This window comes from Sphaerisporangium sp. B11E5 (genome assembly GCF_039871875.1).
Classification (GTDB): Bacteria; Actinomycetota; Actinomycetes; order Streptosporangiales; family Streptosporangiaceae; genus Sphaerisporangium.
In genome coordinates this window covers 41486-61404 of sequence record NZ_JBDPMD010000008.1, presented here as the reverse complement: position 1 = coordinate 61404, position 19919 = coordinate 41486, and the positions used below count along the sequence as shown (strand labels likewise).

Annotated in this window: 15 protein-coding genes; 5 read left to right on the top strand and 10 right to left on the bottom strand. The window is 72.7% G+C overall.

The window, feature by feature from the left end:
• Positions 1-74: 74 nt before the first annotated feature.
• Positions 75-2150, bottom strand: a complete 2076-nt coding sequence (locus ABGB17_RS10640) for an N-6 DNA methylase (RefSeq protein ID WP_347627982.1) — start codon at positions 2148-2150, stop codon at positions 75-77.
• Positions 2151-2305: 155 nt separating this feature from the next.
• Here ABGB17_RS10640 and ABGB17_RS10635 point away from each other — a divergent pair, with 155 nt between their 5' ends.
• From ABGB17_RS10635 to ABGB17_RS10615, 5 genes are all read left to right on the top strand, one after another.
• Complete coding sequence (locus ABGB17_RS10635; protein WP_347627980.1) at positions 2306-3958, top strand: DUF6119 family protein; 1653 nt, start codon at positions 2306-2308, stop codon at positions 3956-3958.
• A gap of 110 nt (positions 3959-4068) precedes the next feature.
• Entirely contained in the window at positions 4069-5244 is a 1176-nt protein-coding gene (locus tag ABGB17_RS10630) for a homogentisate 1,2-dioxygenase domain-containing protein (RefSeq protein WP_347627978.1), read from the top strand.
• Between the two features lie 863 nt (positions 5245-6107).
• Positions 6108-7313, top strand: a complete 1206-nt coding sequence (gene fahA / locus ABGB17_RS10625; protein WP_347628314.1) for a fumarylacetoacetase — start codon at positions 6108-6110, stop codon at positions 7311-7313.
• Between the two features lie 111 nt (positions 7314-7424).
• Positions 7425-7856, top strand: a complete 432-nt coding sequence (locus tag ABGB17_RS10620; RefSeq protein WP_347627976.1) for an NfeD family protein — start codon at positions 7425-7427, stop codon at positions 7854-7856.
• A gap of 18 nt (positions 7857-7874) precedes the next feature.
• Positions 7875-8951, top strand: a complete 1077-nt coding sequence (locus ABGB17_RS10615; RefSeq protein ID WP_347627974.1) for an SPFH domain-containing protein — start codon at positions 7875-7877, stop codon at positions 8949-8951.
• A gap of 28 nt (positions 8952-8979) precedes the next feature.
• On the opposite strand, the gene ABGB17_RS10610 is transcribed toward ABGB17_RS10615, so the two are convergent.
• The 9 genes from ABGB17_RS10610 to ABGB17_RS10570 form a co-directional block, all read right to left on the bottom strand.
• Positions 8980-10719, bottom strand: a complete 1740-nt coding sequence (locus tag ABGB17_RS10610) for a GTPase (protein WP_347627972.1) — start codon at positions 10717-10719, stop codon at positions 8980-8982.
• The gene (locus tag ABGB17_RS10605) at positions 10716-12746 is read right to left on the bottom strand and encodes an ABC transporter (RefSeq protein WP_347627970.1); all 2031 of its coding nucleotides are present in this window, start codon (positions 12744-12746) and stop codon (positions 10716-10718) included. Before ABGB17_RS10605 ends, ABGB17_RS10610 begins: the two co-directional genes overlap by 4 nt.
• 239 nt (positions 12747-12985) lie before the next feature.
• Entirely contained in the window at positions 12986-13564 is a 579-nt protein-coding gene (locus tag ABGB17_RS10600; RefSeq protein ID WP_347627968.1) for a hypothetical protein, read from the bottom strand.
• Between the two features lie 94 nt (positions 13565-13658).
• Positions 13659-15218, bottom strand: a complete 1560-nt coding sequence (locus ABGB17_RS10595) for a HAMP domain-containing sensor histidine kinase (RefSeq protein WP_347627966.1) — start codon at positions 15216-15218, stop codon at positions 13659-13661.
• A 31-nt stretch (positions 15219-15249) separates the two neighbouring features.
• A complete protein-coding gene (locus tag ABGB17_RS10590) occupies positions 15250-15939 on the bottom strand; it encodes a response regulator transcription factor (RefSeq protein ID WP_347627964.1) in 690 nt (229 codons plus the stop codon).
• Positions 15940-15947: 8 nt separating this feature from the next.
• On the bottom strand, positions 15948-16535 hold the full coding sequence (locus tag ABGB17_RS10585; protein WP_347627962.1) for a hypothetical protein: 588 nt from the start codon (positions 16533-16535) through the stop codon (positions 15948-15950).
• A 14-nt stretch (positions 16536-16549) separates the two neighbouring features.
• Positions 16550-17830 (bottom strand): ABC transporter permease, encoded by a 1281-nt coding sequence (locus tag ABGB17_RS10580; protein ID WP_347627960.1) that lies wholly within the window; start codon positions 17828-17830, stop codon positions 16550-16552.
• The gene (locus tag ABGB17_RS10575; protein WP_347627958.1) at positions 17827-18642 is read right to left on the bottom strand and encodes an ABC transporter ATP-binding protein; all 816 of its coding nucleotides are present in this window, start codon (positions 18640-18642) and stop codon (positions 17827-17829) included. Before ABGB17_RS10575 ends, ABGB17_RS10580 begins: the two co-directional genes overlap by 4 nt.
• Positions 18639-19805 carry an HlyD family efflux transporter periplasmic adaptor subunit gene (locus ABGB17_RS10570; RefSeq protein ID WP_347627956.1) on the bottom strand — a complete coding sequence of 389 codons (1167 nt, stop codon included), beginning with the start codon at positions 19803-19805 and terminating at the stop codon, positions 18639-18641. The genes ABGB17_RS10575 and ABGB17_RS10570 overlap by 4 nt, the downstream gene beginning before the upstream one ends.
• Between the last annotated feature and the right edge of the window lie 114 nt (positions 19806-19919).

Below are 19919 nucleotides of genomic sequence, written 5' to 3'. Positions count from 1 at the left end.
TGGGGTCGTTGGCGTGCAGGTACTCGCAAGACTGGTAGGAGCGGCGTGGCTCGTCCAGCGGAATGGGTGAAGACTTAACGGCTCTCCGGCGGTGCGAGCGCGCCTTCCGTGAGCGCGGCCGAGACGGTCCGCGCCGTCTCGGCGGCCAGTTCCTCCGTCTCCCTAGCGGCTCGCCGGAGCCGGTGAAGGTTGCGGAAGGCTTCGCCGTACGGGCGTTGCTCCGTGAGCGGCAGCAACGGCACCTTTAGCCGCCGAGGCTCCAGCATGATGCTCTGCCGCATGCGGGACGCGGCGGCCAGGTTCTCCTCGGAGAGGAGGAACCCGGCGAGGAACCAGGGGTCGAGACGGGCCGGGTCCACGCGGAGAGCGGTGACCCCCGTCCCGAGCAGGCAGCCCGCGTCCTCCTCGTCCGCGACCCGGTGGTCGAGCCGCTCACGATGGGCCACCCGGGGCAGCAGCACGTCGCCGGCCTCCAGTTCGACCAGGGGCGCGGCCCGGTCCTCCTCGGCCACACCGGTGGCACGGGTGCCGGTGGCCACGTCCCGGCTCAGCAGGACGCGGCGGGTGCGGTACCGCGCGGGCAGGGGGTCGTCCGCGGTGCCGGGCCCTGAGGTCAGGACGGTGAGCATCTTGCCTTTGGCCAGATCGCTGACGGTGGCGGTGCGCCATGTCGCGGGTTCGGGCCCGGAGCCGGCCCAGGACCGCGCGTCCGCCGCGTCGGTGAGCTCGGCGAGGAGGCGCGACAACCTCTCGCGCAGAGAGCTCACCCGGCGGGAGGTCTCGGCGGGGTCGAGCGCCGTCCGGCGCAGGTGGCGGACCGGCGTGAGGTCGACGCTCTCGCCGAGCAGTTCGATCACCGGTACGGCGCGGGCCACATCGGGGATGGGCTCGAACTCCATGGGGTCGGCCACGTAGGAGCGCCACGCGGGAAGAACCGTGTCCGCGAGAGCCGTCCAGTCGATCTTCTTCTGACCGTCCTGCTCCTCTCCCACGTCCATCATCAGCACGCGGTCGCCCGGCGGTTCCTGACCGGGGCGGCGCAGCACCCACATCTGGAGGCCGATGTGGAGGGGAATGACGACGCCCGGCGGCAGAGCGATCACGGCACGCAGCGCTCCGGCTTTCAGCAGTTCGGTGCGGATCGCCCTCCCTGAAGGGCGGAACGCCGTTCCTGGCGGCATGAGCAGCACGGCGTGGCCACCCGGGATCAGATGGGCCAGCGCGTGCTGAACCCAGGCCAGCTCACTCTCTCCACGCGGCGGCACCCCGTACGTCCAGCGCTGGTCGTAGATCAGGTCGTCGTGGCCCCAGTCCCGGTCCGCGAAGGGTGGGTTGCACAGGACCGCGTCGGCGTGCCGATCGGCGAACGCGTCGGCGAGGAGGCTGTCCCCAGTCTTGATCGTCGTCCGCACGTCCGGAAGAAGGATCTTCAATCGGACGGCGCTGTTCAGTGCCTGGATGTCCAGCCGGTCCTGGCCGAGCAGCCGCCGGGCACCTTGCCGGCCCGCCGCCTCCAGGAGGGATCCGCTGCCGCACGCGGGATCGAGGACCGTGTGCGGATACGGGCCGTCGCCTTGGCGTTCGAGGAGCCCGGCCATGAGACCGGCGAGCGGCGGGGGGGTGCCGTAAGCGCCGGAGATGTGGGTGTCGGTGAGTCCCCGCTCGGCCAGGGTGTCGAGCACGGCCGGACCGTCGTCCTCCAAGGTGCTACGGAGCACGGCCCTCAGCAGTGCGGCGTCGTCCGGCTCGAAACGGCGCCGGCTCGCGATCGGCAACTCGGAGGCCCGGCCGGCCACGGCCCGGTTCGCGGCGGCGGCGAGGTCGTCGTCGGCGGACTTCAGCAGCTTGGCGGCATCGTTCGACGTGAGGGCCGCGTACGCGAACGGGTAGAGCCGCTTCGCGTCCGACGGGTCGCTGCTCCACCGTAAGAGGGTCCGCAGTTCGTCGACGGCCGTGGTCGTCGTGACCTGTCCCCGGGATTCCAGCCAGGCGCGCACGGCGGCCAGGTCGTACAGGGGGCTCGCGTCGGAACCCGCGACGGGGGCGGGGAAGTCCGGGTGGCGCCGGCGCCAATTGCTGACGGTGGCGCGGGTCACCCCGGCCAGTCGCGAGATCTCGGCGGCGGTCACATGCGCGGACGGCTGGGACACGACGCCTCTCCTCCTCTAAGCAACGATCTTCACACTATCAATCCGAAGCGCCGGTTGCCAAGAGTGCGTGATTTAACAGTGTTTTCATGCATACTGGTGTCTGCACTGCTTCCAGGCGGCGTCCCAGCCGCCTCCTCTTTCCCATGGAGAAACGCATGCCCCCCAAGACCCTGGTCGCCACCCTGTACCGGCTCACCGGCATCGAGCCGACGGCCGACGCCATGTTCGAGGCCACCTTCACCGGTCGCCTCACCGCGCCGGGGGTGGACGTCGAGCAGCACGACATCGCCGGCGCCCCCGCGATCCTGTACTCCCGCACGCACCCGGCGACCACGGTCGGCTGGGGCTCGGCTCTCTCACAGCTCACCGGCGTTCCTATGCACCTGCCGAGGCAGGACAGCGAGGCCGTGCTGGTCGTCGCGGTCGACGGACACGTCTACGGCCTCGGCTTCGGCCAGGGGTACTTGTCACTCATGGACGCGAGGGAGCCCGGGTTCGGCCGCCGGTGCGCGCTGCGGCTCGTCGATCCGCGCCGCGTGCGGGACGTCGTCCGGCGTCCGCTCGGCGGTATCACCCGGCAGGACGCCACGCTCGTCCCCGGCGGGATTCCCATCGGCGGGATCGGCCTGCGCGAGCACGCCGACCTCGTCAAGAAGCTCGGCGGGCTGATCGACGCGGCCGACCTCGGTCTCTCCCACCGGGATCAGGTCTCCGTCGAGGGAGCGGACGGCCTGCGTCTGCCCGTCCCGCTGGACCCTGTGAGGTTCCTCGCGCTGCTGCGCCGGCTGAACGAGATCAGCGAGCGTGACGTGCCGCCTGAGTTCGAGTCCCTGGAGGCGATCCAAGCCGTGACCGATCGTGCCCTCCACGACGCGCTCGACGCTCTGTTCAACGACGGGTTGCGCGGCGGCGACCTCAGCCTTCAGCTCGTGGTGCCGGCCGACTACGCCGACCGGCGGCACGAGACGCGGTCGTACCTCGTCAAGGTCGGGAGCGTGACGCTCACGCGGGCCGAGCTCGACCTGGACGACCTGCGGCAGCGGTGCAAGGTGCAGTACTGCGTCAGTCCCGTCACGGCGTTGCGGGACGGCTGGGTCGAGATGCGCGGCGGCCACGACGGCACCGAGGTCGTCGGCCGGGCCTCCGCCATCCGGTGGATCGAGGCCGTGGTGCCGATGGGCTCGCACGTCTACCAGCTCAGTGACGGTGACTGGTACGAGTGCGGCGCCGGCTACGCGAGCTCCATCGCGCGGCGGCTTCGCGATCTCGTCCCTGCCGTACCGGAGCCCGCCATGCCTCCGTGGCGGCACGGTGAGAAGGAAGAGGACTACAACCTGCGGCTGCAGGATCACTTCGGGATCGACAGGTACGTGTGCCTGGACCAGAAGTTCATCCGGACGTCGCAGCACCGCAGGGGGAGGGGGTTCGAGGCCTGCGACGGGTTCACGGCGGAGGGCACCCTGATCCACGTGAAGGCGGCGGAGGGGTCGGGGCCGTTGAGCCACCAGCTCAACCAGGCGCTCATCTCGATCCAGGCGCTGTTCTACCAGGCTGAGGCGCGGTTGAAGTTCGCCGCCATGGTCGCCGAGTTCAGCGGCGGCCGGATCACCGTGCCGGAGGACTTCCGGCCGCGCAAGGTCGTGCTCGCCATGCTCCTCAAGGGCAAGGAGCTGACGGCCGACTCGCTCTACCCGTTCACGCAGGCCGCCCTGGTGACCATGGCGGACACGCTCATGCGCGACCACGGGGTGACGGTGGAGGTTGTCGGCATCCCGGCCGAGGGCATGATCGGCGAAGAGGCCGCGTAGTCGCGGTGGTCAGGGGCTCGAGGGCCACGGTTGACATCGCTGGACAGATGGCGGATCGTCGTACGTATAGAGGACAGTGCTGTCCGATATGCGTACGGAGGGAGTGGGCCATGCCGTACTACCGCAGCGTCGGCGAGGTGCCCCGGAAGCGGCATGTGCAGTTCCGGCGGCCCGACGGTGGGCTGTACGCGGAGGAACTCATGGGCGAGGAGGGGTTCTCGTCGGACTCCTCGTTGCTGTACCACCGGCATCTGCCCACGGCGATCGTCAAGGCCGAGGCGGTGACCGAGGGGGTGCGGGCGGCGCTTTCGCCCAACATGCCGCTGTCGCCGCGGCATTTCCAGACTTCACGGTTGCCGGCCGGGGGGGACATGGTGACCTCGCGGCAGCCGCTCGCGGGGAACGGGGACGTCCGGATGTCGTACATCTCGGCGGACCGGGCGAGTGAGCTTTACCGGGACTCCAAGGGTGACGAGTGTGTGTACATCGCGTCCGGGCGGGCGCGGCTGGAGTCGACCTACGGGGCGCTGGACGTAGGTGAGGGCGACTACGTCGTCATCCCGACCGGGACGATCCACCGGTGGGTGCCGCTGGACGGGACCACGGTGACCGGGCTGGCGATCGAGGCCGCGGGGCACATCAGGCCGCCCAAGAGGTATCTGTCGCAGTACGGGCAGTTCCTTGAGCACGCGCCGTACTGCGAGCGGGATCTGCGGGCGCCGTCCGAGCCGCTGATCGCCGAGGGGGACGAGACGACGGTGCTTGTGCGGACGCGGGGCGGGCTCACGCGGCTCACCTACGCGCACCATCCGTTCGACGTGGTCGGGTGGGACGGGTACCTGTACCCGTACGCCTTCAACATCGCGGACTTCGAGCCGATCGTGAAGCGGACCCACGCGCCGCCGCCGGTGCACCAGACGTTCGAGGGGCCGGGGTTCGTGGTGTGCTCGTTCTGCCCGCGGCCGCTGGACTTCCATCCTGAGGCGGTGCCGATCCCCTACAACCACCACAACGTGGACTCCGACGAGTTCATGTTCTACGTGGGCGGCGACTACACCGCGCGCAAGGGGTCCGGGATCGACGTCGGGTCGATCTCGCTGCACCCCGCCGGGTTCACCCACGGGCCGCAGCCGGGGGCCGTGGAGGCGGCCGTGGCGGCCGTCGAGAAGGGGCACACGGTGACGAGCGAGCTGGCGGTCATGGTGGACACCTTCCGGCCGCTGGACCTCGGTGACGCGGCGCTGGCCTGTGAGGACCCCGACTACGCCTGGACGTGGGCCCGGTGATCACACCTGACATGCCCGGTCCCGCCGGGCCCGCGGGCGCCCCGGGCGGCGCCGGCCCCCTGCTGTCCGCGCTCGTGGACGACGCCGGGCTGTTCCCCCCGTCGCTGCTGCCCATGTCGGCGGCGCTCGCCCGGCACGCCGCCGACGAGGACGCCGGGAGCCCGGTGCTCACCCACCGGTTCCTGTGCCCGTCCGGCCGCCTGGGCGAGCTGCGTGCCTCGGTGACCCGGCCGCTGCGGATCGGCCTGATCCTGGACGCGCCCGAGCCGCCCCGGCTGGACGTCCTCGCCGGGGAGCCGCGGATCACCGTGGAGCTGATCGAGGTGCGCCTGCCCGACGGCGGCACCGTGGAGGACGTGGTGCGGCGGGTGCGCCCGCCGGACGGCACGCGGCTGTTCGTCGAGGTCCCGCCGGGGCGGACGCACCACGCGCCGCCGGGGGTGGGGCTGAAGGTGCGCTGCGGCGGCGTGACCGCCGACCAGGCCCCGACCGCGCACGAGCTCGGGGCGTTCATCGTCGACTGCGTGACCAACGGCATCCCGTTCAAGGCCACCGCGGGGCTGCACCACGCGGTGCGCCACCCCGACCCGTCCATCGGCGCGTACCGGCACGGGTTCCTCAACCTGCTGCTCGCCGTGTGCGCCGCCGTGGAGGGCCGCGACCCGGTGCCGGTGCTGGAGAGCATGGACCGGCACGAGCTGCTGCGCCGGGCCCGCGACGTGACGGACGCCACCGCGCGGCGCGCCAGGGAGCTGTTCGTGTCCTACGGCTCGTGCAACACGCGCACGCCCGTCGAGGACCTGCGGGCGCTCGGCCTGGTGGACGGCCACCGGGCCACGGCGACCGCCCGCCCGTCCTCGTGGGTGCCCGGCGCCGACTCCTCCGGCTACACCACGGCCAACCTGCCGTACGGGGTGTTCTCCGTGCCCGGCGAGCAGCCCCGGGTCGGGGTGCGGATCGGCGACCACGTGCTCGACCTCGCGCCGGTGCTGCACGACGAGGTGTTCGCGACCGGCAGCCTCAACGCCTTCCTCGCGCGGGGGCGTACGGCGTGGCACGACACCCGGCGGCGCGTGCAGCGGCTGCTGGACGCGGAGGCGCCCGAGGCCGGGGCCAACCGCGCCGCGATCGAACCCCATCTGGTGCCGCTCGGCCAGGTGAGCATGCACCTGCCGGTGGAGGTCGGGGACTACGTCGACTTCTACTGCTCGCTGGAGCACGCCACCAACCTCGGCCGCATGTTCCGCCCGGACGAGAACCCGCTGAAACCCAACTGGCGGCACCTGCCGGTCGGGTACCACGGCCGGTCGGGCACCGTCGTGGTGTCCGGCACCCCGATCGTGCGGCCACGCGGGCAACGGCCCCCCGCGCCGGACGCAGACCCGCCGCGGCCGGCGTTCGGGCCGACGGCCAAGCTCGACATCGAGGCGGAGCTCGGGTTCGTCGTCGGCACACCCACCCGGCTCGGCGAGCCCTCCGGTGACTTCGCCGACCACGTGTTCGGGGTGGCGCTGGTCAACGACTGGAGCGCACGGGACATCCAGGCGTGGGAGTACGTGCCGCTCGGGCCGTTCCTCGGCAAGTCGTTCGCCACGTCGATGTCGGCGTGGATCACCCCGCTGGAGGCGCTCACCCACGCCCGGGTGCCCGGCCGGGCACAGGACCCCGAGCCGCTCGGCTACCTGCGGCGCCGGGAACGGTGGGGTCTGGACATCACCATGGAGGTGCTGCTGGACGGCGAGCCGGTGTCGCGGCCGCCGTACCGCGAGATGTACTGGACGCCCGACCAGATGCTCGCCCACATGACGGTCAACGGCGCCCGGCTGCGCACCGGCGACCTGTTCGCCAGCGGCACCGTCTCAGGGCCGGAGGCCGGGGAACGCGGGTCGCTCATCGAGCTCACCTGGAACGGCGCCGAGCCGGTGAAACTCTCCGACGGCCGCACCCGGGCGTTCCTGGAGGACGGCGACACCGTGACCATCACCGCGACCGCCCCCGGGCCGGACGGCACCCGCATCGCCCTCGGGGAGGTGACCGGCACGATCCATCCCGCGCGTACCGCTCCGTGACCGCGAGTTGAGGGCTCCTCACCCTGCCCCGTTCCGCTGGACGGGTTTACGGTGGTATCTGGGAACCATCGGCGCCTGGAACGCGTTCTTATTTTCAGGAGGGCCGGAGCGATGGACTCGTGGATCTTCTGGTTGATCCTCGCCGCGGTGCTCGGGGTGGCAGAGATCTTCACCCTCACGGCGGCACTGGGACTGCTCGGCGCGGCCGCACTGCTCACCGCGGCGGTCGCGGCCATCGGACTGCCCACAGGCGTGCAGCTCGCGGTGTTCGTCCTGTCGGCCGTCTCAAGCCTCGCGATCCTGCGTCCCATCGCCCAGCGGCACATCACGCAGCCGCCGCCGCGGCGGTTCGGGATCTCGGCCCTCGTCGGGAAGTCCGCGTACGTCACCCGTGAGGTCAACGGACGCGAAGGCCGGGTGCGCATCGGCGGCGAGGAATGGTCCGCCCGCGCCTACGACGAGACGCTCGTCATCCCCGCCGGCGCGACCGTGGACGTCATCGAGATCGAAGGGGCCACCGCCCTCGTTTATCCCCGGGAGTAGTTTCAGGGAGTTGAGCCAATGGACGCCGCACTCATCGCCGGAATCCTCATCGTCCTTCTCGCGGTGTTCACCGTCCTACGCAGCGTGCGGATCGTCCCGCAGGCCCGCGCGGGCAACGTCGAGCGCCTGGGCCGCTACCACCGCACCCTCGGGCCCGGCCTGAACTTCGTGATCCCGTTCGTGGACCGGGTGCGCCCGCTCATCGACCTGCGCGAACAGGTGGTGTCCTTCAAGCCCCAGCCGGTGATCACCGAGGACAACCTGGTGGTGGACATCGACACCGTGCTGTACTTCCAGGTCACCGACCCGCGCGCCGCGGCGTACGAGATCGCCAACTTCATCCAGGGCGTCGAACAGCTCACCGTCACCACCCTGCGCAACGTGGTCGGCGGCATGGACCTGGAGAAGACCCTGACCTCCCGCGACACCATCAACAGCCAGCTCCGCGGCGTGCTGGACGAAGCCACCGGGAAATGGGGCATCCGCGTCAACCGCGTCGAGATCAAAGCCATCGATCCCCCCAAGACCATCAAAGAGGCGATGGAGAAGCAGATGCGCGCCGAACGCGACAAGCGCGCCGCCATCCTCACCGCCGAAGGCCTCCGCCAGTCCCAGATCCTCACCGCAGAAGGCGAGAAGCAGAGCTCCATCCTCCGCGCCGAGGGCGCGCGCACCGCCGCCATTCTCCGCGCCGAAGGCGAGTCCCAAGCCATCGACGAAGTCTTCCAAGCGGTCCACCGCAACGACCCCGACCCCAAACTGCTGGCCTACCAGTACCTCCAGGTCCTCCCCCAGTTGGCCCAAGGCCAAGGCAACACCTTCTGGGTGATCCCCAGCGAGGTCACCTCAGCCCTCCAGACCGTCTCCAAGGCCTTCACCCAGTCCCTTCCTCCGTCCGACGCCACCCGCGAAACCGCGCCCAGGAAGGACAAGGTCCGCTCCGAAGCCTCCTCCGCCGAGAAGGCCGCCGAGGAAGCCATAGCCGACGCCGAATCCGGCCCCCGCCAACTGGGCCCCGCCACCCCCGACCCGCTTTCCGGCCTGACCCCCGCCCGAAACGCCGACCCGGCCACCGAACCCGACCACCGCTCCTGACGAGCGCGGCGACGAATCAGCCGTCTCCTCAGCCGCGGGCGGTGGTGAGGAGGTCGGTGAAGCGGTGGGCCCGGGTGAGTTCCGCCTGGGTGGGGGTGAGGACGAGTTCGCGGGCGACGGTTTCGATGGCCCTGGTCAAGGCGCGGCGGGTCTTCCTGGCGCGGCGGCGGGCGCCCAGGGCGGCGGCCAGGCGGGACAGCAGCGCCACCAGGAGGCCGGCCAGGGCGCTTCCGGCCAGGACGGCGGTGGGGAGGGGGAGGCGGCCTACCGTGGGGGTGGGGAGCTCGGGCAGCCGGAGGTAGTCGAGGAAGAACAAGCCGGCCAGCCAGAGGGCGCCTGCCAGCATGGCGGCGAACAGGAGCCACTGCAGGACGCCGACGGCGCGCCACCACCGAGGTCGGCGGCCGGCTCCGGCCGTGGTGGTGGCCACGGCGCGGTCCAGGCGGTCGGCCAGTTCGTCGGAGCGGGAACGGGCCGAGTGCCGTACGGCTGTGGCCCATGGCTCGGCCAGGGCCGCCGAAGCCGCGGCCCCGGCGTCCCGGACCGCCAGGTCCATGCGGGACCGCTGCACGGTGTCCGCGCGGGGGATCGAGGTGAGGGGTGTCCTTTCCCCCGGCGGGCCACCCAGCCGCAGCCGCCGCAACGGGTCGGGCCGCAGCCGCCGCAGCCACCGCGTCACCGGCCAGCCGGTCGCGGCCACCGCCCGATGCCGGTGCGCCTTCGCCACCGCCGCCACCACCACCGGCACCCCGGCCGCCTCGGCCAGCGCCACCGTCAGCGGACGCACCTGCCCCACCAGCTTCTTGGAGAGATCCGCCTCCGAACGGCCCGCCTCCGTGCCCGTACGGCCCGCCTCCGCCTCCGTACGGCCCGCCTCCGTGCCCGTACGGCCGGCTTCCGCCCCCGTACGGTCCAGCTCCGTACGGTCCGCTTCCGTGCCGGCCGGTGTCCTGTCCGCGCCGCCGGCGGTCGCGAGGGCGTCCGCGGCTGTTCCCACGTCCGCGGCCAGGCGGGAGGCCCAGGCGCGGCGGTCGGCTACTCGCTTGGTCAGGGTCGTGCGGAGTTCGTCCACGCCCGCGCCGGTGGTCACGGAGGTGGCGATGACGGGGACGCCGGAGAGGCCGTCCTCCTCCAGCAGGCGGCGCAGGTCGGACAGGCAGCGGTCGGCGGCGGGGGGAGACAGACGGTCCGCCTGGTTCAGGACGATCACCATGACGTCCTGGTGGCGCCGGAGGCGGCGGAGGTAGCGCTCGTGGACGGCGGCGTCGGCGTATTTCTGCGGGTCAAGTACCCACACCAGGAGGTCGACCACCGCCACCAGCCGGTCCACCTCCAGGCGGTGGGCGAGTTCGATGGAGTCGTGGTCGGGGAGGTCCAGCAGCACCAGGCCGGACAGCGCGTCGGTCTCGGTGTCGACCTCGTGCCGCCGGGGGACGTTCAGCCAGTCGAGCAGCCCGGCCGAGCCCTCGGGGTCCCACATGGCGGCCTGTGCGGTGGAGGTCGTCGGGCGGGTCACCCCGACGGGGGACAGGGACGTACCGGCCAGTGCGTTGAACAGCGATGACTTTCCGCTGCCGGTGGCGCCGGCCAGCGCCACCACGGTGTGGTCCACCGACAGGCCACGCCGCACCCCGGCCCGTTCCACGACGGCCCGCGCACGCGCCACCGCGGCCGCGTCCAGCCGACCCTCGGCGAGTTCCACCGCCTCGGCCAGTGCCCCCAGCCGATCGTCCAGGGAGACGGCCCGGGGCCGCCGCATCGTCCTCATCGCCCGTCCACCGGCCTGGGATCCACCGGCCCGTCCACCGGCCTGGGATCCACCGGCCCGTCCACCGGGACGTCCGCAGTCCTCTCGGAAGCGTCCGCCGGGCCGCCCGCAGGTCTCACGGAAGAGTCAGCGGGGCCGCCCGCAGGCTTCACGGAAGCGTCCGCCGGAGCGTCCACAGGTCTCACGGAAGCGTCCGCCGGAGCGTCCACAGGTCTCACGGAAGCGTCCGCGGGGCCGCTCGCCGGAGCGTCCACAGGTGTCACGGGGCCGTCGCCCGCGGCCGCGGGGGCCGTTCCGCTCACCTCGCCTCGCCGGTCGCGTACGGCAAGGGCGGCCTCGCGGAGGCCGGCGGCCGCGTCGGCGGGGGGTTCCACGCCGGCCAGCAGGTCGGTGAAGCGGGCGGACTCCTCGTCGAAGAGGACGTGGACCCGGTTCCGCAGGTCCTCCCGGGCCGCCTGGGTGAGGGAGCGTACGGCCTGGTCGCCGAAGATGGCTTCCAGAAGCTTCTGGCTGAGCACGCTGGTGCCTCCGGCGATGCCGACCTCCAGGCCGGTGAGGCCGCCGGTGGAGGCGAACACGGCCAGCATCAGCAGCAGGCCGGCGCCGTTGACGCCGAACGACGCCACACGGGCTGTGGTGCGCCGTTCGGCGCCTTCCTTGGCGACCAGTTCCAGTACGTAGCTCTGCCAGCCGCGGATGGCCGCCTCCGCACGCGCGGGCAGGGTGGCCGAGGCGCGGCCCAGGCGGCCCGCGGTGACCACACCGGCGCGTTCCAGCACGTCCCGGCCGGCGGGCATGCCGGACCACGACTCCAGGGCCCGCTCGGCCGCGCCGTCCGCGGCGGCGCGGATCAGGGCCTCGACGCTCGTCTCCAGGGCCGTCCGGAGCTGCGTGTCCGGGGCGGGGCGGCCGGTGAACGCCGACACCAGGCGCTCGCGCAGGCGGCCGACGCGGGACTCCAGTGAGCGCATGAAGTCGCCGGTGCCGATGAAGTCCTGCCAGCGGGTCAGCACCTCGCCGCGCAGGAGCGAGCCGTCTCTGATGCCGTCGTCGAAGCCGGCCATCGCCGACCCGTACGCCGACTCGACCGACCGGCGCAGGTCCGCGAGCCCGGCCCGCTGCCGTTCCACCTGGTCGGCCAGGGCGGGGACGCGGACCGCGAGGCTGTCGAGCGCCCCGGAGAGCGTGCGGCGCACCACCGCGGCGCGGGCGTGCGCGTCGGCCGCCAGGCCGGCCAGCCAGTCGCTGATGGCGCGGACGGCTTCCCCGGGCAGCCGGGCGTTCTCATGCGGGAGGTCCACCTCGGGCACGGGGAACAGTGGTGTGCCTTCCAGGCCGTTCGCGTCGAGCAGGCGCTGAAGGTCGGCGGTCACCAGGCCGCGGGCCTCCGGCGGCACCCGGTCGAGCACCACGGCGAGAGCCGTGCTGCGTTCCCGGGCGACGCGCAGGAAACCCCAGGGGACCTCGTCGGCGTAGCGGGCGGCGGTGGTGACGAACAACCACAGGTCGGCGGCGGCGAGCAGTTGCGCGGCGACCTCACGGTTGGCGGTGACCACGGAGTCGATGTCAGGGGCGTCAAGCAAGGCCAGGCCGGGAGGCAGGGTGCCCGCTGTGACGATGCGCAACGTGCCCGGCTCGCCGCGTCCGCCGCCGGTGCGCCTGGCGAGCCCGGGCAGGACGTTCGGCCGCCCGAACCACGCCTCGTCCGCCGGGTTGGCGACCAGGGTGGGCGCGAGGGTCGTCGGCCGGAGCACACCCGGCTCGGTGACGTCCGCCTGGGTCAGCGAGTTGACCAGGGTGGACTTGCCCGCCCCTGTGGAGCCGCCGACGACGGCGAGCAGGGGTGCGTCCATGGCGGCGACGCGGGGCAGCAGGTAGTCGTCGAGCTGGCCTCTGAGCTCTCTCAGGTCACGGCGATGCGCTGCGACGTCGCCGATCGCGAGGGGGAACAGATCGTGATCGAGCCGGCGTCGCAGGGCTTCGAGGGCCGCGTGCAGCCCGTTGTTCCCCACCATACGAACGGTCATGCCCCACCCGCCGCAAGCTATCCGCCACCCCACCCGATCGGCACCGTTCCCCCAGCTCCGTCCCCGGTCAGGGAAACGTGAACGGCACCCACTGATCACTATGCCACGCCGCTCCGCCACGCACGCGCGGCACGGGACACGTGTTCGCCATGGCTCATGGCTGGGGCCGGTCACCTGTGCCCGCGGGTGGCTCATGGGTGGGGCCGGGCCGGTCGCCTGTGCCCGCGGGTGGGGCCGGGTCAGTCGCCTGTGCTCGCGGACGGGGCGGGGGTGGCGCCGGGGGCCGGGGTTCCGGGGGCGCGGGCGAGCAGGAGGGGGCGGCACTTCTTCAGGGCGGCGGCCACCTTGGGATCGTCGGTCTCCGTCAGGTCGCGGAGGTTCTCGCCGGTGATCTCGGCGCCGTTGTCCTTCATGCAGGTGCGGAACGCCTGGAGCACCCCGGCGTTCACCCCGCCGCGCGGCCCGCCGGCCCGCGCCGGCCCGCCCTGGGGCATCAGCGAGCGGCACGCCTCCAGGGCCTTGCGCGCCTCGGGACCCATGGCGCCGAAGCCCCAAGGTCTCCCGCTCGGCCCGCCGGACGGGGCCCCGTCCGGGCGTGCCGTCGGCGCGCCGCCCGGGCGGCCGGTGGGCAGGGTGACGCCGTGCTCGCGCATGCACTCGGCGAACGCCGCGCGCCCATCGCCGACCGGCGAGGCCTGGGCACCGGCCGGCGAGACCTGGGCACCGGCCGTGCCGGCCGCCACACCACCGCAGCCGGAGGCCAGCAGGACAGCGGATGCCACGGTGGCGGCACCGAGCACTCGCGACAACGCGATCATGACATCGGCTCCTCGGGAGGTCGGGGAACTCTGGCATCCTCCATCTCAGCCCGCCATTCTCAAAGGAACGTACGCCCGGCCTGAGTGTCCGCTGTCAACCTTCCGGGACGGGGAAGGTCAGCCTGAAGGTGGTCGCCTGAGGGCTGGTGGTGTGGGTGACGCGGCCGTCGTGGGCTTCCACGAGCGCGGCGACGACCGACAGCCCGAGGCCCGTGCCGCCGGTGGCGCGGGTGCGGGAGGGGTCGGCGCGGTAGAAGCGGTCGAAGACGTGCCCGGCGTGCTCGGGCGGGATACCGGGCCCGTGGTCGGTGATCTCGATGACGACGGCGCCGTCCACGGTGCCCACGGCCAGCTCGAAGGGCGTGCCCGCGGGGGTGTGGTGGAGGACGTTGCCGACGAGGTTGCCGAGGACCTGCCGGAGCCGGGACTCGTCACCGGTCACGGTCACCGGCCCGTCGGCGCCGTCCAGCCGCCGCAGGTCCACCTCACGGTCGGGTGCCAGCGCGCGGGCGTCCAGCACGGCCCCGGCGGCCAGGCTCAGCACGTCCACGGGACGGCGGTCGAGCGGACGCGGCCGATCGGCGAGGTGGTGGCCGGGAGCGGGCGGAGGCTCGGCGAGGTGGTGGCCGAGGGGACGCGGCCGTCCGGCGGGATGGTCCTGGCCGGGGGGACCTCCGTCCACAGGCTGTGGACGGTTCTCGTCGAGGCGGGCCAGGAGAAGGAGGTCGTCCACCAGACCTGTCATGCGGGTGGCCTCGGACTCGATGCGGGACAGCAGGCGGGAGGCCTCGGTGAGGTCGGGGGGCTCGTGGCGGTAGAGCTCGGCGAAGCCTCTGATCGAGGTCAGGGGGGTGCGGAGCTCGTGGGAGGCGTCGGCGACGAACCTCCGCATGCGCGACTCGGAGCGGCGGGCCTCGGTGGCCGCGTGGCGGGCGGCGGTCTCCGAGGCCTCGCGGGCGCGGAACGCCGTTTCGATCTGGGCCAACATGCCGTTGACGGAACGGCCGAGGCGGCCCGTCTCGGTGCCGGGGTGGCGGGGTGGGACACGCCGGCTCAGGTCGCCGCCGGCGATGGCCTCGGCGGTGCGCTCGATCTCCCCCAGGGGGCGAAGGCTGCGGCGGACCAGCCAGTGGCAGGCGAAGCCGAGGACGACCAGCACGACGGCGCCGGTGGACGTCACGATGACGCCGAGGCGGGACACGGTGGCGTCCACGTCGTCCACGCGGATCGCGATCACGCGGACGCGGGCCCGCGTCACCACCGCCTGGGCCCGCCACGGCGTCCCCGAGGGGGACAACACGGTGAACGGGCGGGAGAAGCCGCCGGGAAGGACGCCGGGGGTGATGCGCGGCAGGCGGGGCGGCTCGGTGTCGGGGCTCTCCTGCAGGGTGCGGCCGACGGTGCCGTCCGGGCCGAGCGTCGCCATGTAGAACAGGCCGAACTGCCGGGCGGCGCCGGGCTGCCCCGGCGGCGGGTCGCGGAGGTCGCGCAGGGCGTGGGCGGCCACGCCGAGCTGATGGTCCACCCGGTCGACCAGGTAGCCGCGCAGCAGCCGCACCGCGAACCCGCCGGTCACGGTGACGGCCAGCGTGACCAGCAGCAGGGTGCCCGCCACCAGCCGCGCCCACAGCGGGACGCGCGACAGCACGCTCACCGCCGGCTCCCCGGATCGCGCGGCAGGCCGCTCATTGCCGTGGCGCGCGAAGGACGTAGCCGACTCCTCGGAGGGTGTGGATGAGACGGGGGTCCACCGTGTCGATCTTGCGGCGGAGGTAGGAGACGTACGACTCGACCACGTTGCGGTCGCCGCCGAAGTCGTAGTTCCACACATGGTCGAGGATCTGCGCCTTGGACAGCACCCGCCCGGCGTTCACCATGAAGTAGTGCAGCAGCCTGTACTCGGTGGGCGACAACTTCACCCGCTGCCCCGCCCGCCAGACCTGGTGCCCCTCCTCGTCCATCTCCAGGTCGGCGACCTGGAGCCGTGAGGGCAGCCCGAGGCCGGCCCGCGTGCGGCGCAGCACGGCGCGGATGCGGGCCAGCAGCTCCTCCAGGCTGAACGGCTTGGTGACGTAGTCGTCGCCGAGCCCGAGCCCGGTGATCTTGTGCTCGGTGGAGTCCCGGGCCGTGAGGAACAGCACGGGGACCCGCCGGCCCGCCGTCGCGAGCCGGTTCGCCACCGTGAAGCCGTCCATGTCGGGCAACATCACGTCGAGCAGCACGAGGTCCGGCCGCACCCGCTCGGCGAGCCGCACCGCGTCCCTCCCGTCGGCGGCCGTCACCACGTCGAACCCGGCGTACCGCAGGGACGCCGACAGCAACTCGCGGATGTTCGGCTCGTCGTCCACGACGAGCAGCCGCGCCTCCCCGCTCATGCCACCGCTCACCTGCCGCCCCGGGCGCCGCGCCCGCCGAGACCGCCCTGGTTGACCGTGGTGGCGGCCACCGTGCCGTCCTCACCCCGCTTGCCCTGCACGACGACGGTGCTGCCGGGCTTGAGGTCCTTCACCGCGCCCTCCTCGCTGATCTGCACCTTGGTGTCGCCCGTGGTGGTGACGACGACCAGCTCTCCGGCCGGGGTCTCCACATAGATCTTGCGGCCGTCCACGAGCTTGACCGTGCCGAGCGTCACGTCGGCGGGCATGCCCCCGGCCTGCTGCCCGAGGGGCGCGCCCCGCTGCCCGAGTCCCCCGGCGCCGAGACGCTGGCCGCCGCCGAGGCCCGCCGGGGCCCCGCCGCCGGCGAGCAGTGCCTGCACCGCCCCGGCACGGCCGCCGCCGAACAGTTTCTGCGCCTGGATGCCGATCACCATGCCCGCCACCAGCAGCACCCCCGCGCCGAGGACCATCGTCAGCCTCGGCACGCGGCGCGCTCTCGGCCGCGGCGCCAGCTCGGCGTCCAGGTCGCCGTCGAACGGCGAGTCACCGAGCCCGCCGTCCGTCTCCGGCGCCTTCCGCCTGCTCAGACTCATGCCCACTCCTGTCGTCACTCGTGCCGCAGCGCCTCGATGGGACGCAGCTTCGCGGCACGGTTGGCCGGATAGCTGCCGAAGAACAACCCGATGGCGACCGAGACCCCGAGGGCCAGCACGATCGAACCGGGGACGATGACCGGCTTGAACCCCGCGATGGTGAACGAGGCGCCGATCACCGCGATGAGCACGCCGAGGACGCCGCCGACCAGGCTGAGCATCGTCGCCTCGGCGAGGAACTGGCCGAGGATCGCGCCCCGGGGCGCGCCGATGGCCTTGCGGATGCCGATCTCCCTGGTGCGCTCGGTCACCGTCACCAGCATGATGTTGGTGATGCCGATGCCGCCGACCAGCAGGCTGATCGCGGCGACCGCGCCGAGCAGCACGGTGAACGTGCCGGTCGCGGTGGCCACCGTCTCCTGCAGCGCCGCCTGGTTGAGTATGCGGTAGTCGGCCGCGGCGGTGCCGGTGATGCCGTGCCGCTCGTTCAGCACCGCGGTGATCTCCGCCTGTGCCGCGTCCACCGACGCCGCGTCCTTGGCCTGCACGATGATCTGCCCGAGCGGGCCGAACCCGGTGAGGCTCTGCTGCACGGCGGGCAGCGGCGCCACGGCGACGTCGTCGGCGTCCTGGAACCCCGCGGAGCCGGACTCCTTCAGCACGCCGACCACGGTGAACGGCACCCCGGCCACGCCGATCTGCTTGCCGACCGGATCGACGGCGCCGAACAGCTCCTCGGCCACGGTGTGGCCGATCACGACGACCTTGCGGGCGCTCAGCACGTCGTCGTTGAAGAAGTACGACCCCTTGGCGACCGGCTTGTTGGACGCCTCGAAGTAGCTCGGGTACGTGCCGACGAGCTGGCCGACGGTGTGGCTCGCGCCCTCGTAGGTGACGGTCTGGGCCTGCGCGGTGACCACCGGGGAGACGCTGCGCACCGAGGGGGCGTTGGCGGTGTCCGCCAGCGCCCTGGCGTCGTCGAGGCTGAGATCCTTGGCCTGGGTACGCGGGCCGGTGCCGGTGCCCTGCGGGGCCTGCGCCGCGAAGGCCCCTCCGCCCGCGCCTCCCGCCCCGCCGCCCCGTCCGTTGCCGGAGAGGGACTGCATCACGGTGAGCGTGTTGGAGCCGAGCCGCTGGATGTTCTCCTGGATCGTGCGCGAGGTGCCCTCGCCCACCGCGACCAGCAGGATGACCGCCGCGACGCCGATGAGGATGCCGAGCGTGGTGAGCGCGCTGCGCATCTTGTTGGCGGTCAGGCCGCGCAGGGCGAACCGCATGACCTCCAGGGCGTTCATCGTGCCGCTCCTTCGGGGTACCCCGGCTCGTCGCCGAAGTGCCGGGGCTCCGCCCCGGCGTACCGGGGGCCGTCCTGGTGGTGGCGCGGCGGCAGGTCGTCCACCTCGGCCTGGCGTCGGTCCTCGACCACCTCGCCGTCCACCAGGCGGACGACGCGCTTGGCGTGGGCGGCCACGTCCACCTCGTGGGTGATGAGCACGATGGTGCGGCCGTCGGCGCTCAGGCCGTCCATGATGCGCAGCACGTCGGCGGTGGAGTGGGTGTCGAGGTTGCCGGTCGGCTCGTCGGCCAGCAGCAGCGACGGCGCGGTGACCAGGGCCCTCGCGATGGCGACCCGCTGCTGCTGGCCGCCGGACAACTCGTTCGGCTCGTGGTGCACCCGGTCGGACAGCCCCACCTGGCCGAGCGCCGCCAGGGCCCTGCGGCGCCGCACGGCCGCGCCCACCCCGCCGTACGCCAGGGGCAGCTCGACGTTGGCCAGGGCGCTCATCCTCGGGATCAGGTTGAACGACTGGAACACGAAACCGATCTTCCGGTTGCGCAGGATGGCGAGTTGCCGTTCGTCCAGCGCGCCGATGTCGGTGCCGTCCACCAGGTAGCTGCCGCGGGTGGGGACGTCCAGGCAGCCGAGGATGTTCATCAGCGTGGACTTGCCCGAGCCGGACGCCCCCATGATGGCCACGTAGTCGCCGCGCCGCACGGTGAGGGACACGCCGCGCAGGGCGCGCACCGTGGTGTCGCCCGTGCCGTACGTCTTGGTGACGGCGCGCACGTCCAGCACCGGTGCGGTGTCCTGGATGACGGCGGTCATCCCCCGCCTCCCCTGCCGCCGAGGCGGATGCCGCCGCCACCGGGGAAGCCGCCGCCGGGGAAGCCGTTCTGCAGGCCGCCGCCCGTGGTCGCCGCGGTGCGCACCACCTGGTCGCCCTCGTCGAGCCCTGACACGATCTCCGTGGTGCCGTCGCCCCGGACACCGACCTCGACGCGGGTCGGGACCCGCTGCCCGTTCCTGATGACCGTGACGGTGTTCTGGCCGCCCGCGGTGGTGATGGCCGAGGTGGGGACGGTGAGCACGCCGTCGGCCTTGTCCACGACGACCTGCACGCTGGTGGTCTGGCCGAGGCGCACGGTCTTGGGGACGTCGCCGAGGGAGATGGTCACCGCGTACTGGACGACGTTGTCGCTGGTCTGGGCGACCGGGTCGATGAGGGTCACCTTGCCGGAGGCGGAGACGCCGGGCAGCGCGTCGAAGGTCACGGTGGCGGGCTGGCCGGTCTTCAGCTTGGTGACGTCGGACTCGGTGAAGTCACCGACGACCCGGAGCCTGCCGGTGTCGGCGATGTCGATGAAACCACCGGAGGACGTGCCACTGCCGCTGCCCGCGCCACTGCCCGCGCCACTGCCGGACCCGCTTCCCGAGCCACTGCCGGAGCCACTGCCGGAGCCGCTTCCTGACGCGCCCGACCCGGACGAGCTTCCGCCCACCGTGCCGTTCACCGCGGTGACGGTCCCCGCGAACGGCGCCTTGATGACCGTGCCGTCCCGGGTGCGCTCGGCCTCGCGGTAAGCGTTCCTCGCCTGGATGTACTGCGAGTAGCCCTGCGCGGTCGAGGTGTCCGCGTCGTCGGCCGCGTCCAGGCTCGCGCGGGCGGCGTCCACGGCCTCACGGGCGGCGGTGTCGTCGAGGCGGGCGAGGACCTGCCCCTTGGAGACCTTCTCGCCCTCGTCCACGTAGATCTTCTCGACCGTGCCCGTGGCGCCGAAGGTCAGCGCCCGGGTCTTGGCGCTCTCCACCGCGCCGGCCGCGGACACGGCCGCGATGACGCTCCCCCGGGTCACCCGGGCCGTCGGTGGCACGACCTCCCCCGGCTCCCCTCCCCTCAGGGAGGCGAACGCGACACCCGCGCCCCCGACCAGCAGCACCGCGAGCACGCCGTTCACGACCAGCGCCCTGCGTTTCGTCGACAACTTCACGACACCAGAGCCTGGCCCACCCCGCTTGGACGAACCTCCGCCGTCCCTGAAGGTTTCCTGACAACCCCCGCCGCCGCGCCGCCATTTACAGGAAACTCTCAGCCGCGCCTGAGC

Coding starts and splice junctions, on each gene's coding strand:
- ABGB17_RS10635 (WP_347627980.1), top strand. CDS start 2,306: ATGCCCCCCAAGACCCTGGTCGCCACCCTGTACCGGCTCACCGGCATC.
- ABGB17_RS10630 (WP_347627978.1), top strand. CDS start 4,069: ATGCCGTACTACCGCAGCGTCGGCGAGGTGCCCCGGAAGCGGCATGTG.
- ABGB17_RS10620 (WP_347627976.1), top strand. CDS start 7,425: ATGGACTCGTGGATCTTCTGGTTGATCCTCGCCGCGGTGCTCGGGGTG.
- ABGB17_RS10615 (WP_347627974.1), top strand. CDS start 7,875: ATGGACGCCGCACTCATCGCCGGAATCCTCATCGTCCTTCTCGCGGTG.
- ABGB17_RS10610 (WP_347627972.1), bottom strand. CDS start 10,719: ATGAGGACGATGCGGCGGCCCCGGGCCGTCTCCCTGGACGATCGGCTG.
- ABGB17_RS10605 (WP_347627970.1), bottom strand. CDS start 12,746: ATGACCGTTCGTATGGTGGGGAACAACGGGCTGCACGCGGCCCTCGAA.
- ABGB17_RS10600 (WP_347627968.1), bottom strand. CDS start 13,564: ATGATCGCGTTGTCGCGAGTGCTCGGTGCCGCCACCGTGGCATCCGCT.
- ABGB17_RS10590 (WP_347627964.1), bottom strand. CDS start 15,939: ATGAGCGGGGAGGCGCGGCTGCTCGTCGTGGACGACGAGCCGAACATC.
- ABGB17_RS10585 (WP_347627962.1), bottom strand. CDS start 16,535: ATGAGTCTGAGCAGGCGGAAGGCGCCGGAGACGGACGGCGGGCTCGGT.
- ABGB17_RS10580 (WP_347627960.1), bottom strand. CDS start 17,830: ATGAACGCCCTGGAGGTCATGCGGTTCGCCCTGCGCGGCCTGACCGCC.
- ABGB17_RS10575 (WP_347627958.1), bottom strand. CDS start 18,642: ATGACCGCCGTCATCCAGGACACCGCACCGGTGCTGGACGTGCGCGCC.